General features: G+C 46.3%; 12 protein-coding genes. 5 read left to right on the top strand and 7 right to left on the bottom strand.

Translation table 11 applies throughout. The features are described 5' to 3' along the window. Positions 1-1,354 (bottom strand): GLUG motif-containing protein (locus tag ACAN54_RS22710; RefSeq protein WP_379160896.1); only part of this gene is annotated, 1,354 nt, incomplete at its 3' end. 163 nt (positions 1,355-1,517) lie between these two features. Further along, positions 1,518-4,085: a winged helix-turn-helix domain-containing protein gene (locus ACAN54_RS22705; RefSeq protein ID WP_379160893.1), complete on the bottom strand. Its 2,568-nt coding sequence runs from the start codon at positions 4,083-4,085 to the stop codon at positions 1,518-1,520. Positions 4,086-4,704: 619 nt separating this feature from the next. On the opposite strand from ACAN54_RS22705, the gene ACAN54_RS22700 reads away from it, so the two are divergent. The 5 genes from ACAN54_RS22700 (at position 4,705) to ACAN54_RS22680 (ending at position 10,351) form a co-directional block, all read left to right on the top strand. Continuing rightward, positions 4,705-5,553, top strand: a complete 849-nt coding sequence (locus ACAN54_RS22700; protein ID WP_379160890.1) for a manganese catalase — start codon at positions 4,705-4,707, stop codon at positions 5,551-5,553. Positions 5,554-5,754: 201 nt separating this feature from the next. Continuing rightward, positions 5,755-7,371, top strand: a complete 1,617-nt coding sequence (locus tag ACAN54_RS22695) for a spore germination protein (RefSeq protein ID WP_379160887.1) — start codon at positions 5,755-5,757, stop codon at positions 7,369-7,371. A gap of 13 nt (positions 7,372-7,384) precedes the next feature. Then, entirely contained in the window at positions 7,385-8,596 is a 1,212-nt protein-coding gene (locus ACAN54_RS22690; RefSeq protein WP_379160884.1) for a Ger(x)C family spore germination protein, read from the top strand. 40 nt (positions 8,597-8,636) lie between these two features. Continuing rightward, positions 8,637-9,758, top strand: coding sequence for a GerAB/ArcD/ProY family transporter (locus ACAN54_RS22685; protein ID WP_379160881.1), 1,122 nt, complete (start codon positions 8,637-8,639; stop codon positions 9,756-9,758). Between the two features lie 137 nt (positions 9,759-9,895). Beyond that, positions 9,896-10,351 (top strand): hypothetical protein, encoded by a 456-nt coding sequence (locus tag ACAN54_RS22680; protein WP_379160878.1) that lies wholly within the window; start codon positions 9,896-9,898, stop codon positions 10,349-10,351. 43 nt (positions 10,352-10,394) lie between these two features. Here ACAN54_RS22680 and ACAN54_RS22675 read toward each other — a convergent pair whose 3' ends face one another. The 5 genes from ACAN54_RS22675 to ACAN54_RS22655 form a co-directional block, all read right to left on the bottom strand. Then, entirely contained in the window at positions 10,395-11,147 is a 753-nt protein-coding gene (locus tag ACAN54_RS22675; protein WP_379160875.1) for a hypothetical protein, read from the bottom strand. 74 nt (positions 11,148-11,221) lie between these two features. Further along, positions 11,222-11,707, bottom strand: a complete 486-nt coding sequence (locus ACAN54_RS22670) for an anti-sigma factor family protein (RefSeq protein ID WP_379160873.1) — start codon at positions 11,705-11,707, stop codon at positions 11,222-11,224. Next, on the bottom strand, positions 11,704-12,237 hold the full coding sequence (locus ACAN54_RS22665) for an RNA polymerase sigma factor (RefSeq protein WP_379160870.1): 534 nt from the start codon (positions 12,235-12,237) through the stop codon (positions 11,704-11,706). The genes ACAN54_RS22670 and ACAN54_RS22665 overlap by 4 nt, the downstream gene beginning before the upstream one ends. Positions 12,238-12,320: 83 nt before the next feature. Then, positions 12,321-13,613 (bottom strand): bifunctional DedA family/phosphatase PAP2 family protein, encoded by a 1,293-nt coding sequence (locus ACAN54_RS22660; RefSeq protein WP_379160867.1) that lies wholly within the window; start codon positions 13,611-13,613, stop codon positions 12,321-12,323. 45 nt (positions 13,614-13,658) lie between these two features. After that, complete coding sequence (locus tag ACAN54_RS22655) at positions 13,659-16,778, bottom strand: efflux RND transporter permease subunit (protein WP_379160865.1); 3,120 nt, start codon at positions 16,776-16,778, stop codon at positions 13,659-13,661. Between the last annotated feature and the right edge of the window lie 41 nt (positions 16,779-16,819).

Below are 16,819 nucleotides of genomic sequence, written 5' to 3'. Positions count from 1 at the left end.
CTCCAGCTACGGTGAAGAAGTCTTTCGCCACTCCCGCCAAGGTAAATCCGGGCTTAGGCGTTAGGCTAATCGTCGCCGTGTAGCTTGCTGCTCCGGCAAAGGTTGCATCTGCCGGGGTCCAGGCGATTGCCGCCGTATATTCGGCTGTGTCCGCTATCGATGTTATCGGCATTGCCCCGGCTACTGGTGCGGTTACTCCCGCTATTTCTGCAGTTGCAATAGGGATTGAGGCCGTCGCCGGGAATACCGCAGTTACAACCCCTGAACCCGCTGCATTCGTGGTTATTGCTCCCGCTACCTTGAAGAAGTTTTTTGCCACTCCCGCTAAGGTATAAGCGGGTTTTGGCGTTAGGCTAATCGTCGCAGTATAGCTGGCTGCTCCGGCAAAGCTTGTATCTGACGGGGTCCAGGCTATCGCCGCCGTATATTCTGCTGTGTCTGCTATTGTCGCAACTGGTGTTTCCCCGACTACCGGCACAGTCACTCCAGCTATCGCTGCCGTCGTGATAGGCACTGCTGACGTTGCCGGGAATACAGCGGTCACTACACCTGAACCCGCTGCATTCGAAGTGATTGCTCCGGCTACGGTGAAGAAGTTAGCAGGCACTCCGGTTATTGTATACCCTGGTTTTGGGGTGATTTCAATCGTCGCCGTATAGCTGGCTACTGCCGCAAAGGTCGCATCTTCCGGGTTCCAGGCTATCGTTGCCGTATATCCCGCTGTATCCGATAGGACTGCGACAGGTGTTGCACCTTCAACAGGCGCTGTCACTCCAGCTATCGCTGCTGCAATAGCTGTGATTGGTCCCTCACCAACTACACTACCAACAGACACTGTTCCCATCACACTTCCTGTGACATAACTGTTGGTGACAGTTCCGTGGTAGTTTTCCCCTACAAGTCCGCCTACATAAAATGAACCTTTCACCTCAACATTTTCCAGAAACATATTACTAATATTCCCACTATTAGCTCCGAACAATCCTACCCAAACCTTTTCTGGACGATTAATCTTCAGATTTGTGACTTTATAACCATTGCCGTCGATGTTGCCGTAGAAAAAATAAGTAAAGTCGTTGTCCCCCTCTACTCCTCCTATCGGCATCCAATTCACATAACTACTCAAATCAATATCCGCTGTCAATTTATAGTATGCTCCTAAGTAATTCCTAACCTCATTCAACTGATCGGCCGTTGCGATCTGATAAGGATCACTTGCTGTACCCGTTCCTCCAGCGAAGCTTACCGAAGCATGAGCCGTCCCCCCGCTAGGTACAATAACTCCTGAGATCCCACCCAATACCATTAACAACACTAGGAAGATCGACAATCCTTTTTTATACACCCTATCCATCGCATTCTCTCCTCCACAACTTCTCAACTTCATATATTTCTCACAAATAATTCCGATCTTCAAGCTCCATTGTGTCATTATTCATTGTGTTCATCCCACTATAAACTTTTCTGGGCAAAAAAGTACCTCCCCATTTGGGGAGGTACGCATAAATATTTATTAATTAAACTAAAATCCTTAATTCTTTGGCTCGCTGCAGCGCATGTACCCGATTGTTCGCTTCAAGCTTTCTGTACACATTCCGAATATGAAACTTTACGGTTTCACCTGTGATGTGTAGATCTGACGCAATCTGCTTATTCGTCAATCCACGTGCAATCAATACCAGAACCTTCGTTTCCTGATCGGTCAGTATTTCTTTACGAGGCTGTTCGATTTGGAAGCTGTCTTGGCTCGTGACCTGCATAGCCTGAAGCAGTTGCTGTACATAACCAAAAGTAACAAGCTGCGCACCTCCCAAGTAACTGCCTTGCAACCTCTTTCCATAAACCGATAGCAGCTCTGCCATCACAGGTCCTTCATCTATGAAGCTGCGAATATATCCCTCCGGCTCTGCTAAGTGCAAGGCTGTCTCTAACTGAAGGAGTGCTGCCTCCGTTTGACCAGAGCGCTTAAGCGCCATACTGTGCAAAATAATGACCTGAATACGATCCCGCAGACGGTCTTTCTTATCCAACATGCGATTTAACCGTTCCAGCAAGTTCAGTGCTTCATCCATCCGCTCACAAGCAACAAGTACTCTGGCATAAGCAAGATATTCTGCGGCCCGGTTCAGCGAAACCTCATCCAAATGCGCCATACCACATCTTTGCAGCCAATCCTCTGCTTCTTGAAGCGAGCCTTGCCGCAGGGACAGACAAGCCTGTTCCGCTTCAATTCTGAGCATAAATAATTCATAATCCGGAGAGTTAATCAGCAATTTCAACTCGGTCAGCAGCGCTGTGGCCCGACTTAGATTCCCTTTGGCTTGCTGGATTCTTGAAGCACTAATGTGAATTTGCATCATAATCCGTGCAAAAGGATGCATATCCTGGCGACCGAGCACCATAGCAGCATACATCTCCGCCTCTTCAAGACGATTCCACTCATATAATAACTTACTGTAAGATGCACATAAGAATCCGAGAAAAGGATATTCCTGCTTATTGTGCCACACAGTGATCCATTTCAATAAGAATGCATCTGCTGTATGAAGATCATTGATATGTCCAAGCAGATCATCAAAGGAATCAAATCCCTGGTATCTGTTGCGTCCCACCGTTTGAAAGAAACTGCCTTCCGGCATATACTGCTCAACCAGCCCGAAGTAGTCTGACGTTCGTTCCAAATCTTTTTGCAGATAGGAGGTAATCGCATTGAAAAAATAGATATTGCCCATGGCCTGCTTCCATGCCGCATCCGTTACTTTGCCCTCCAGCGCTTGAAACCGGATGGTAGCTTGCTTCACTCTGTGAAAAGCCGCGGTCCATTCTCCAACGCCTAATAAGACGGATATATAGAACAATTCGATCATGGGCTTCTCCGCAAAGGAGTCGGCCGGCAAGACAGAGACCCAACGGATCAATACAACACTTTTCGTCTGGACTAACTTATGTAGATTTTTCTCAATTAAGCGGACAGCATCCGAAAACTGTTTTCCCTCTAAGTAATGTTCCACCGCTTCTTCATCAAATCCCTGAGACTCCAACCACTCCGCTGCCCGAATATGCACCTGTACCCATAGATCCGGGTCTGCTCTGTGCAATAGCTGTTGTAAGAAATCCGAAAGCAAGTGATGGTATCGGTACCATTTCCTGTGATCATCCAGAGGGACAATGAACAAATTCATTTGCTCCAGTCGTTCCAATTGTGCTTGACCGTTTATCTGACCGGTTACGGCCTGGCATAAGGAAGCGTTCATACGGCTTAGAATTGATGTATGCAATAAAAAAGCACGTGTCTGCTCCGGTTGATGATGAAATACCTCTTGCAGCAAATAGTCGGAGATATTATGCTGATGACCGCTGAACTGCTGAAGGCTATCCGTAATATTGTCACTTTGTTTCAAGGAAAGGGCTGCCAGCTGCAAGCCGCTGATCCAACCTTCCGTCTGCTGGAACAACATCTTCACTTGCTCTGGGGATAAGCCTAAATCGGTCGTTTCGCGAAAAAAGACCAGTCCTTCGTCCAATTGAAACCGCAAATCCTGCATTTTAATCTGATGTAATTCACCTTTGGCCAACAGCCTGGCGGTAGGTATGGACAGATCCGTACGACTTGCAATATAGAGATGAATATGAGGTGGTAAATGCTCTAGCAGATAGATCATGGACCGATGGATAGAGGGAAGTTCAATGACATGATAATCATCAAGAATAATGACCAGATCGTGGGGGAAGCCGTTCAACTCATTCAAGAGTTCTGTGATGGCAGGCTCCGAGGAGATTGAAGGCCCACTATCAAGCAGGGATTGCACCGCTAAGCCGAACCCGGGTACTCTTTCCTGGATGGAAGCAGTGACGTAACTCCAGAACTGAATCCAATCATTATCCAGTGAGTCCAGCGAAACCCAGGCCACATCGCTATCGCATTGCTTCACCCATTCACTTAACACCGTTGTTTTCCCGTAACCCGCCTGCGCGGAAACCAGCGTCAATTTGGCATCTCTTCCTTCATTCAGCTTATGAATCAGCCTCGGCCGGGCTACCAGAGATTTACGCACATGGGGGATATGAAGTTTAGTATGGACCAACAATAAATATCCCTCCGTATATGTAAAATAAAATAATAAAAGTTATGCTGATTATCGCTATAAGTAAGCATGTCTCATCAATCTCCTATTATATCAGATACGATACATATAAAATATGGACTCAATCTCTACAATAGCGGTTGATATATTCACCCCAGGAAATTATCACGCAGGTTAAACTGCCTCTCGACGCGTTATCCGGTGAAGGTCAGCGGAGGACCAGCAACGTTTCTGGCATATGCTTCCGGAAGCGGCTCCAAACCCCTCTCCTGAACTAAATGCAAGTACTATTAATAATTGACAGGTGATTCTCCCTAACAGTGGAATTAACAAAAAAAGAAAACATCTTAAAAGAAAAGAAGAAACTTTTTTCACCATTAGCCTCCTATATCACTTTTTCATAATTGATGGTCGCAATTAACTTGGGCTTATAGTACAAAATAACGAAACGAAAACTGTAATATGTTAATTAGACATACTAACTCTCCGCATTAATTATTTAAGAAAATTACATAAAACGCCAGACATATTCCTTCTATTTGTATGATTAAGCAGGAACTGGCAGGGGTAAACATAGTTGGTACGTATCAGAGTGACCACAGATGAAGGAGGAAATCATATGTTTTTCCACATCAAGGAACTTCAATTCCGTGCAAAACCTGAAAAGCCAGATCCGGTCTACGCTAGAAAGCTGCAAGAAGTGCTTGGCGGACAATTCGGTGAAATGTCGGTTATGATGCAATACTTGTTCCAGGGCTTTAACTGCAGGGCAGAACAAAAATACCGCGATATGCTGCTCGACATAGGAACCGAAGAAATCGGCCATGTTGAAATGTTATGTACCATGATTGCTCAGCTTCTGGATGGGGCACCTGTCGATCAGGTAGACGAAGCAGCCAAAGATCCATTAATCGCTTCCGTACTGGGCGGTATGAATCCCCAGCATGCGATTGTATCCGGTCTTGGCGCCACACCTACGGACAGCAACGGATTCCCATGGAACAGCCGCTATATTGTCTCCAGCGGACATTTGCTGGCAGACTTCCGTGCCAACCTGAATGCTGAATCCCAAGGCCTTCTTCAGGTGGTTCGTCTCTATGAACAAACTACAGATCCCGGTGTACGTGAAATGTTGCATTTCATGATCTCCAGAGATATTATGCACCAGAACCAATGGCTTGCTGCCATTGAGGAAATAGAGGCGATTGACGGTCCAATTGCTCCGGCTTCATTCCCGCGGGAATTAACAGTGGAGCCGGCGACACGTCAATTCTTGAACTTCTCGGCTGGCGAGGAAAGTCGTATGGGGGCTTGGGCTAACGGGCCGCTGCCTGACGGTACAGGCCATTTCGAATATGTACCGCAACCCCAGGCAATGGGCGGGATTCCGGTGTTGAACCCTCCGGCGGATCATCAGCACTCGACACCGGGCACTGCCCCGTATGTAGTAAATAAAGGTCAATTATAACCATATAAAACTGGAATATGATTCATTAGAGGTTAAATAAAAGGGACTGTCCTTCACTTAGTGGACAGTCCCTTTGCGGTGTCTAGGAGGTATAAATTTCATAATTATGAACAAATTAACCACATAGCCGGAGTGGATCAGCCTCGGATTCTGTCTACTTTTATCAATTATTAGCTTATCGTTGAACGGAGTGAGTACAAGATGCTTAAACGGTGGATGAAAAAAGTTTTTATACAGAACCAAAGACAGGGCCAAGATATCGAAAAATCCAAGAAGCAACGAACGGCTCGTTCCATCCTTCCCTCATTACCCCATACTCTTCTCCTGCTTAAGGAGCAGTTCGGCCAAAGTCCAGATTTTATATTCCGCACCCTATCCGGGGAACCGAGTGATGAATCCGGAATGGTAGTCTGTTACTTTGAAGGTTTAATAGATCATAAATTATTGACAAGTATATTCGAAAGTTTAATCCACGAAGCTCCTGACAGCAATTCATTCATAACTAACCCTAATCTGATGGCTTCCCGTATACTCGAAAGGCTTCCTTCCGGCAACATTCAAATGATCCGTACGGAAGATCAGCTCTTTACAGAAATACTCTCCGGGAGCGTAGTGATTATAATTAACAACTGTCCGTTTCCTCTAGCGGTTATGATCTCTGGAGGGGTTAGACGCAGTGTGGAAGAACCTACATCCCAAACCGTAGTCAGGGGTCCAAAAGAAGGATTCACCGAGGATATCTCTACTAACATTGCATTGATCAGAAGAAAAATCAAATCCCCCAAACTCAAATTTGAAGCTCACGATATCGGCCAACTCACGCATACAAAAGTAGTGCTGGCCTATATCGAAGATGTAGCTAGCTCTGACGTGGTGAAAGAAATCACTTTGAGGCTGCAGTCTATCGATACCGACAGCATACTTGAAAGCGGCTATATCGAAGAGTTCATCCAAGATGCCCCCTTGTCACCTTTTCCTACGATGATTGACACGGAACGGCCTGACACCGTAGCCGGATGTCTCTTAGATGGTCAAGTTGCAGTGCTCGTGGATGGTACGCCTTTCGCTCTAATTGCACCAGTCACCTTTTTTAATTTTTTCCAGACGTCTGAAGATTATTATCAACGATACGATATCTCCACTTTTCTGCGTTGTCTGCGACTAGTGGCTTTCCTTGTCTCTTTGCTCCTTCCATCTTTATATATTGCCCTTACTACCTTCCAGCAGGAAATGATCCCCACTACGCTCCTGATCTCACTTGCAGCACAACGGGAAGGAACTCCTTTTCCTGCCTTGGTAGAAACGCTCATCATGGAAGTTACCTTTGAGGTGATCCGTGAAGCCGGAATCCGGATGCCCAGGGTTATTGGGCCGGCTATATCGATTGTGGGTGCCCTGGTTATCGGACAAGCGGCAGTCCAGGCGGGACTTGTCTCCGGTGCGATTGTTATCGTAGTCTCTTTTACGGCGATCTCCAATTTTGTAATCCCGTATTTCAGTATGTCTTCAGCCATTCGGCTTCTTCGCTTTGCCCTTATGTTTCTGGCAGGTTTTCTTGGATTATTCGGTATTTTGGCCGGGCTGATCCCTCTTTTAGCTCATCTGCTCTCACTGAAATCCTTTGGCACCGATTATTTAATGCCTTACAGTCCTTTTTACAAATCCAATATGAAGGACTTAGTCATACGGGCTCCATGGTGGGCAATGAAGACAAGACCTAATGTCAAATCCAGCAAAAACAGAATTAGACAAGCCCCTCATCAGTTCCCAAAAGGGACCAGCAATAAATTGGACAACATGAAAGAGCCAGAACAATGAAGAGGTGATCGATATGCGTCGTTTAACATGTGTTCTTCTACTATCCATTCTTATATTACTGGGCAGTGGATGCGGTAACCGTACAGAGTTGAATGAATTAGGCATAACAACAGCAACAGGTTTTGACGGTGAAACAGGAGACTGGACAGTTACCTACCAGATCATGAATCCATCGGCATTATCCAATAGCAGCGGGTCATCTGGCGCCGGTGGTTCACAATCTCCCGTTCATACCTTCAGTACACACGGCAAAACCATAAGAGGAGCTGTGGCTGTAAGTAATCTGGAAAATCCGAGAAGACTTTATTTTGCCCACAACAATATAATACTGATTGGAAAAAAAACCGCAGAGCAGGGAATCGATGAAATAATGGACACTTACTACCGTAATCCGGACGCACGGGAAACGGTGAGGGTGCTTATCGTCGAGGGGAAGGCACGGGATTTTTTGAAAAAGCTAGATCCGCCGGAAAAGATACCCGGACAGGCATTATCTGAAATTTTGCAAAAAAACACTCAATTTGCATCCTTTTACCCTTCCATTACACTTCATGAGCTGGCACTAAAAATCACTTCAGACAGCGCCGCTGCCGGGGTTCCGACCTTAGCATTAACGGGAGAAGAGGATGTGAAAATGAATTCTACAGATATTTTTAATCAAACTTCTACGAAAGGAAAAATGAAGATATCGGGCTTATCGGTGTTCCGAAAATCCAAAATGATAGATGTAATTCACCAGCAAGAGAGCTTAGGAATTTCCTGGCTAAACAATCAGATTGATCTGACAACCTTAAATACCCTGGATAACCAGTCCAAAGAATCCGCAATTCTTATCCAGAAAGCAAAAGTCAAGGTATCTCCAGTACTGAATAAAAATAATAATTTCACTTTAATGGTAAATGCTAAAGCCAGTGGCGAACTGCAGTCAACCCTCTCTAAGGAGGACGTAACATCAATGTATGGTCTGGAGAAATTACAACTCCAAGCCGAGGAGCTAATCGAAGCTCAAATAAGAGAAGGTTGGAAATCTGTTCAGCGAATGAATATTGATCTTATCGGGATCGCTGACAAAATACACAGGAAATATCCAAAAGAATGGAAAACGTTAAAAAGCTCTTGGCCCGATGAGTTAGCTAATATGAATTTGCAAATCAAGGTAGATGTAAATATAAAACGGGTAGGTCTTCTGCAAAACTCCTTTGTTGATTTGCTGAAGTCTGAATAATGAATGTAATCAATATCCGATAAGGGGTTGAGTTAAGCTTATGAGCAAGCATTCTCTTCGCGTATCCGAATTAGTGATATGCCTCTCCTTATTTGAGGTAGGGAGTACTACTTTGTTTTTCATAGGAAGTGAAGCGAAACAAGACGCCTGGCTGGCAATGCTTATAGGAGCCTTCGCGGGTCTGATCCTGCTTATTCTTCACCTGTCCATTTACAGACAAGAGCCGAATCTGGATTTGTTCCAGCTTTTCCGTAAATATATGGGGAAATACTTGGGCTCCCTTCTCAATTTCATGTTCGTAGGTTATTTTGCATATGAGACTTCTAGGAATCTACGTGATCTAGGAGAAGTTACTTTATTGACTTTGCTCAACCAGACTCCCTTATGGATTGTTTGCTTAATTGCCATTTTGGTGGTGTCTAACACGGTTCGTTATGGATATAAGGTGTTCTTTTTGATGTGCATGATCCTGTTCCCTGGAATGTTGCTTGGGTATACCATTATTAGTATCATCATTCCGGCTGGCGGCCTGCTCCACTTGGAGTATTTCTACCCGATTCTGGAAAATGGCTGGATGCCCGCGTTTAAGGCCGCTATTCCTGAGATTATCTCTTTTCCGTTTGGACAAGTTGTTTTATTCCTAGTCTTCTATCCACACGCGCGGAAAGCAAAAAATCTTCGCAAAGCCGTAATAACAGTCTATATCCTTACAGCCTTATCACTGACATTCCTGAATCAATTAATCGTTTTGGTGATGGGTCATAAATTAGCATCATTCAGTACACTTCCACTGCTCGAATCCGTGCAATTAATACGGTTGGCAGAGGTATTTGAACGTATGGATGCTCTTTTTATCCTACTGTTTTTCCTGGGTTTAGGCATTAAAATGGCGGCGTTTTTTAATGGCGCAGTCATCGGACTCGAAAGAATCACAGGAATTTCCTTTAAAAAGTGGGTGCTCCCTCTTGCTGCTGTTATTTATGGAATTTCATTCTTGTCTCCAAATTACACTCACCACATAATGGTCGGACGCAAAGTAACCTTAAATACGTCTTCACCTTTTTTTCAAATCGTACTGCCTTTAATTCTGTTTGTAGTGATGAAAATAACCAAAAAATGGCGGAAAAATCAAAAGAAGCCGCCCAAGCCTATTGATAGCTAGGGGGCAGCCTTCTTCGCTGATAGAATCTTCCCAAATAGTGCGTTTCTACTCCAGCATACAGATTCCGCATTCTGCTGCCGAAATAATGAATAGGAAGCTAAGAAGCTAACTACATAATGGTTTAAAGAAGGTGAATTATGCTGAAGGATCAATCGTTTATTCATGTAGTGGATGAGCTGCTTGTGCATTCAAACAGCCAGGTCCAGGTGAAAATCGAAGCCTGTTTCCCCGGAAAAAGACTGGTAGGCGGCAAATATCATATGGGCAGTCACACCGTTTACCTATATAAAGAAGATATTATAGAGCAATGCGTCCGTTTGTTCGGGTCCCTGGACCGGCTCGAGGAATATATTGCGGTCATCTTTGCCCATGAACTTGGCCATTCGGAAGACCAAAAGCTGCAAGAGCTTGCCGTTCTTCTGGACGAAGCCCTTACAGAAAGGGAACGGGCGGAGATCAGTTTGACCATAGAAGAAAACGCATGGCATTATGCCCAGTGTCTGTTGAGTCATTATGACCCGCTTTTTATTGAACATATTATTGAACAATCCCTATCGGGTTATCACCAGAGGCTCCAGACTAATATTGCCTAGACAACCCTATAGTCAGGGAGGCCACTATAAGATCCCAGGATGCTCAAGCTTTCTTCCTGAATATCCACTGTACACTAATGCCAACAGAGATCATCAAGAGAAGTAAGAATAGAATAAAGCCTACAAAAGGTATATTGACAAACGCAGTTAAGATAGCTGCACCAACCAGTACTTTCATCCAGTCAGACAATGGCTTATCCCCGTGAAACAGCTCACCGATCCGAAAACTTACTACTGTCGTTCCAAATGCCAAAGTAATCAGCATCAATAGAAGAAGCAGAATAATAAACGGGATGCCGATTACAGTGACTAACAGAAGTGCACTTAATGCAGCGAGGATCAAAGTGCCAAAGAATCCGATAAGCAGCAGTCTTGTGAGGGATGCCAGAGGATACCGGTCCGTAAATGCGGCTATTTTTTGTTTACCGGCTATCCTGAAGAGAACTGGGATCAAGATCATTAGCAGACCTGCGGCGAGCTGCAGCACCCATGCACCCAGTGCTATCCCTCCTCCGATCAGCAGGCTGTTCTGTGTGGAGTTGTCCAGTGAAATGTTATAAATATCATCACCCAGCACCGCTCCCGGATCCTGCTTGACCCGGCCGCCGATCACAACAACCAGACCTTTAATATCAGCGGTATTGCCCAAATGGAGATCTCCGTTCACTACAACCGCCACACCCGTCACTTGACCAAAAATCTCGGCATTGCCTCCCACCACATAGACATCATCTACGGTTTGTCCTATAGGTACGGATGTATTCTGATGCTCAAAGATGCTCTTAGCGGATGCCATACCGGGAATGAGGAGCATGAGGAGCGCACAGCAACATAACGTATAAAAGATCTTTCTCAAGTATTTCATCCCTTTCAACTGGTTGACGTTTGAAGCAAACGCCGCAGTGAGTATACAGAAGCCGTAATGATCCCTAAGGACAGTATAACCGTCAATCCGGATAAGACAGGCACACCTGACAGGAGATGCGATCCCATATATACCATGGCAAGCATCAATTTCAAGAATCCATGCAGCACTTTTGCGAAGATCGAGCCGGCGGCGAACCAGAGAATAACAAGAGACACGAAAGCTGCAATCGGAACCAGAAGCCAGCCCTTTTCTGCCGATGCCCGTTCCTTTGTGCCTGAGAGCGCCTGTAATACCCGTATTTCCAGATTCTCCGGTTCTTGTATCTCCCCGAATGCATGAACGACGGTACTATGTACCGATAATAATTCTTCCAGCAGGAGCTGACAGGACTCGCAGTTCTCCAGATGGGATTCGACCTGTCGCCGCTCCTCATCTGTTAATTCATCATCCATATAAGCTGACAGCTGATCCTCCAAATGACAGGTCATTCCTGGTCCTCCTCTGCTAATTCTCTACGCAATGACATCCGTGCCGCGAATAATCTTGACTTCACTGTTCCGATGGGGACATCCAGCAGAGAAGCAATTTCTTCATATTTATAACCTTGAACATCATGTAAAAGGATCACCTCCCGGTGGTCAACAGACAGCCTGCCTAAGCTCTCCTCTACAGACAACTTGGCAACCGGATCAGATATGCCTGAATCCTCTATGCGCTCATTAGGCTCATCTCTGAATTCCTGCTCTTTGTTATTCTTTTTGAGCCGGTCTTTGCACAGATTGGATACAATGGTCATCATCCACGACGAGAACGCATATTCATTATCCAGGCCGGGCAAGGAATAGAAAGCTTTGACGAATGCCTCCTGGGAGACATCTTCCGCATCCATCCGATTGGTTAACATACCAACCGCATAACGGTATACATGGCCTTTGTATCTCCGGACCAGCTCAGCAAACGCCTCCTGGTCCCCGCCCCTGGCCAGATGAATAATATGATATAGCTCAGCATCAACCACTTGAGTTCAACTCCTACCGAAACGGCAGCTTTGTCACTATCATGCCATAACTGAATTCGATTCGTAAATCATTCCCTGGAGGATCAGACGGCACTCCTATGATTGGTATGGAGCATTCTGAGGATCTCAAGCAGGAGAATGTTCAGACTGATCCAGACTCCGCCAAAGACATATCCGGCAACCACATCACTGGGAAATTGTACTTGAAGATATATCCGGCTGACTCCAATCAGAAGACATACGAATAATACAGCTGTAATGACCGCAACCCGGACAAGCTTATTCTTATAATGGCGGAGGATGAAGAATGCAGAGAACCCGCACACTGTGATTGAGGTTAGGGTCTCCTCACTGGGAAATGTATTAAACAATTGGAATCCGGCAGCAACAGGACCCGGACGATGAAACAAGCGACGCAAGCCGTCGTCAAGCCATTCTCCCCCAATGACGACCCAGAACAAAAAGCTAAGCTCCAGCAGTTTGTCGCGGACACCTGCAGCGATCCAGATAGCAGTTACAGCGATCAAAGGACCATATAGGTAAACCGTTCCAAGCTGGGTGAAAAGATTCATGAGAGGGTGCCATTCGGGTCCAAAAAGGGTGTGGACAATGTAACTGGCAACCTCATCAAATTGATTAAATTCATGGGCCAGGAAGTCCTGAATCAAGCCTAGCATCAAGGAAACAAATAGGACCAGGGCTGTAAAAGAAGACAGTACCAGAAATCTGACTTTGCCCAGAGAATGAAACCGACGTATCCCTCTGGTAAGCAGAACGACCGAAGCTGTCAGCAGCCGTTGTCTGTATTTCTTCAACACATAGATCATCACAGTCAACAAAAGTGAAGCTATCGCAAAAATGATCATATAGCGGTTTACACTTTGGTGATAGACTTCCCATTTGGGTCCGAGGATTCTGCCAAGTGTAATGAACAAGCTAACCCAAAAAATCGCGCCGGAATAGGCATAAACCGCATATTTGCGGAAGGGCATACGGGTTGCGCCACAGAAATATCCTGTAATATGTCTGACCCCGGGTATGAAATAGGCAATAAACAGCAGCTTGTCACCATATTTCTCAAACCACACATTCATTCTTCCCAGCTGCTCTTCACCCAAATGAACACGATGTCCATGCTTCTGCAGGAATGGCTGACCCAGCCTGTACCCGATCCAGTAGGAAAGCGAAATGCCGGCGGTTACACCGGCACTCGCAGTAATAATACTGAGCACAAAATTCAGTTTCCCTTCAAATACGAACAATCCCGTATAGCTCATCATCATTTCACCCGGAAGAGGCAATGCGAGCATTTCAAGAAATAAGGCCGTAAATATTAGAGCATATCCATACTGTTCAAGCCAGGTGGTGATACTCATTGAAACCCCTCCTCTTCCTTATAGTGTGTACTTCTCCATTAACAATTAGACCGTTTCTCCATTCGCCGAGCCGTTGGCATTCCGGGCTGCTTTGCCCTGCATCCATTCATAGATAATCGGGATGACCACAAAGCTGTTAAGGGTGGAGGTAATCATCCCTCCGATCACTACAATGCCCAATACCTGGGAGATGACTGTATCGGCGCTGTGGGATAAGGCAAGGGGAATCAAGGTAAGCACTGTAGTGCCTGCTGTCATCATAATCGGCCGTACCCGGGACAGGCTTCCCTGAATTACCGAGCCCCGGAGGCTCATTCCCTCTTTACGGTTGCGTTCAATGGTATCAATGAGAACTATTCCATTGGTCACTACGATACCGGTAAGCATCAATATCCCGATCAATGCGGCGAGATTCCACTGGCCATGGACCCCATACAAAGCGATCACCACACCGGATAAGGCCAGCGGAATGCTGATCAATACGGCAAACGGTGCTTTCCAGCCCTTGAAGACAAAGCTGGTAATGAGCAGAACTAGAAGTATGGATACAACTACGGCTATAGCCATCTCTAGAACCATCTGCTTGACTTGCTGGGTAATGCCTCCAAGGGAGTAGGTCACGCCGTCCGGAAGCTGCATCTCTTTCAACGTCTGATCTACCGTATCAGACACTTTACTCATGTCACTGGAAATAATCTGTGCACTCACCACAGCGAACGGCTGGCCGTCGCGTTCCTGAATGGACGAGACCGCATCGCTTTTCTGAACGGAGGCCAATTGATCAAGCCGGTACATTTGCCCGTTGCTGCCGGCAAGTGTCTCCGCAGACAATGATGCCAGTACCTCTTCTGGCGTATAGACGGGCAATGACTTCTCATGGACAACGTTCGTTAGAACAGGATCAATATATACGTCTACCGGAAGGATACCCGTTCCTGTCGACGTCATGATATCAAAGTCCTTCCCTTTGGTCATGTACCGTTTCAGCAGGTTATTCAGATCAGCCTCTTTAATGCCCGCCTGCTGTACTTTCTCCCGATCCATGACAACGGCAAACTTCGGAATGCCGTTTGTCATATCCGTCTTCCCCGAAACACTAAGCCCCTGGATATCGACCAGTTTGGTTCGGACCTGATCAGCAGCCTTCTCAAGGGTTTGTTCATCTGCGCCCATCAGCATGATTTTGATTGTCGAATCATCGCCTGCAATGTTCTGGTTGGTTACCGTAATGGCTGCCCGATCAGATAGGCTCGATAGATCCGATTGTAAAGCAGGTATGAATGTATTGACTGCCTTGACGTTTTTTAACTGGATAGAAAGATTGGCGACATTGGGCTGCTGAATGAATCCGCCGCCTTGGTCAAATACATCGTCAGCCTGTGGCGTGAACGAAGAACCGAAGGTAGCTGAATAGGAGGCGATTCCACCGTTGGCATGCAGAACATCCTCTACGGCTTTAACCTCCTTATCTACTTCCGATAGCGGTGTTCCTTTCGGGAGCTCCACTTTGACCGCAACCTGACCGCTGGCCGTGCTGGGTAACAGGCTGAACGGAAGCCGTACAGCGAACAGACCGGCGACGATAAAGAGGAGGAGCGAGAGACTAATAACTATCTTTTTGTGCTTCAAAGCGTTCAAAAGAAATGGCTTCATCAAGGGTTCGAGCGTGACAGCCTGGGTCTTCGGCTCTCTCCAGCCGATAAAAGCAAAGGAAGGAATGACCAGCATGGCAACCAGGAACGATACCCCCAGTGCTATAACTACAGACCAGGCAAAGCCTGAATAAGAAGCGCCGATGATGCCACCCACCAATGCAATCGGAACATAGACGGCAACAGTAGTCGCCGTAGAAGCGAATATAGCCGGCAGCATTTCCACTACTGCAGAAGCCAAGACGTGAAGCACAGGCTTGTCTTTATTTTCATGTACCCGTCGGTAAATATTATCCAGAATTACAATTGCATCATCCACAATCCGTCCCATGGCTACAATCAGCCCGGATACGGTGAGGATGTTGAGCGTAACTCCCATCCATTTGAGCACTGCCACTGTAGCCAGCAGCGAAATAGGAAGCGATACGGCAATCAGAAGGGTGGACCGCACATTGCGGAAAAAGAATAATACGCAGAGCATGGAGAACAGGCAGCCCAGCAGACCCTCACGAATCAGCCCTTTCAAGGAGTTATTCAAGTCATGCGCACGGTCCGTCAGCAAATTCATCGATACATCACCGCTTTTTACAGCGGAAATTCCGGAGACACGTTCTTTGACATGCTTAGCCACATCCGTGATGGTTGCCGTAGGTGTCTTGATGACATTAATAAGCACACTGGCTTTGCCATTGGTTCGCGAGACGGTTTTGACATCTGTCAGCGACCGGTTTACGGAGGCAACTGCCGATAATGGGACGCTATCCCCGTCTTTATTTTTGATGGCAAGGTTGTTCAACTGCTGTTCCGTGAGATCCCAACCTTCTATTCGAATAGGAAAGGAAGCTTTGACATTGGCAATGTTGCCTTGCAGGGTGGGGAGATCCAATACAATAGATTTGTTGAAATCGTCCACGGACAGGCCGTTAGCCACCAGATCCTTCATGCGGAGTGCAACGACATATCCCTTATTCGCACCACCGACCGTCTGCACATCCGCCACTCCGGGCACGGATTTCAATTGGTTAACAATATCCGTCTGCAGAGACGATTGCAGAGTCAGATCATCGATTTGACCACTCTTCGCTGTCAGGCTGTAACTTAGAATAGGAAAAGTACTTGAGGTTAAGCGGGTGACCACCGGCTTGTTAACTCCATCCGGCAAGTCCGCATTGTTCAACGCTTGCTTCAGTGTATTCTCCGCCTGCTCCATATTGTAATCCATCGGATAATACAGATTCATCAGAAGCCCGCCATCGTAGGAGGTGGTCTCCAGATTGGTAAGTCCGTCCGTCTTGCGGATAGCCTCCTCCAAAGGGGTGGTAATATCACGTTTGATCTGGTCTGCCTGGAAGGAGGATGCCCGCAGGGATACCATCAGCGTGGTGTTATTGATCCCGGGGAGATAATCTCTCTGCATTTGATAGGCGGATACCGCCCCCCAGGCTAAAATAAGCACAACACCAATTATAATAATCGTCGCGCGCTGCATTACTGATTCTATGATACGTTTCATCTGTATGTCTCCTCTCAGGTCTATATAGAGAAAAGACTATG

This window comes from Paenibacillus diazotrophicus, from assembly GCF_042610465.1.
Note: the sequence above shows the minus strand (reverse complement) of the source record. Positions and strands in the feature narration are given on the sequence as shown.

Bases quoted from the DNA above. Each gene is read 5' to 3' on its own strand.
- ACAN54_RS22700 (WP_379160890.1), top strand. From the start codon at position 4,705: ATGTTTTTCCACATCAAGGAACTTCAATTCCGTGCAAAACCTGAAAAG.
- ACAN54_RS22695 (WP_379160887.1), top strand. From the start codon at position 5,755: ATGCTTAAACGGTGGATGAAAAAAGTTTTTATACAGAACCAAAGACAG.
- ACAN54_RS22690 (WP_379160884.1), top strand. From the start codon at position 7,385: ATGCGTCGTTTAACATGTGTTCTTCTACTATCCATTCTTATATTACTG.
- ACAN54_RS22685 (WP_379160881.1), top strand. From the start codon at position 8,637: ATGAGCAAGCATTCTCTTCGCGTATCCGAATTAGTGATATGCCTCTCC.
- ACAN54_RS22680 (WP_379160878.1), top strand. From the start codon at position 9,896: ATGCTGAAGGATCAATCGTTTATTCATGTAGTGGATGAGCTGCTTGTG.
- ACAN54_RS22675 (WP_379160875.1), bottom strand. From the start codon at position 11,147: ATGGCATCCGCTAAGAGCATCTTTGAGCATCAGAATACATCCGTACCT.
- ACAN54_RS22670 (WP_379160873.1), bottom strand. From the start codon at position 11,707: ATGACCTGTCATTTGGAGGATCAGCTGTCAGCTTATATGGATGATGAA.
- ACAN54_RS22660 (WP_379160867.1), bottom strand. From the start codon at position 13,613: ATGAGTATCACCACCTGGCTTGAACAGTATGGATATGCTCTAATATTT.
- ACAN54_RS22655 (WP_379160865.1), bottom strand. From the start codon at position 16,778: ATGAAACGTATCATAGAATCAGTAATGCAGCGCGCGACGATTATTATA.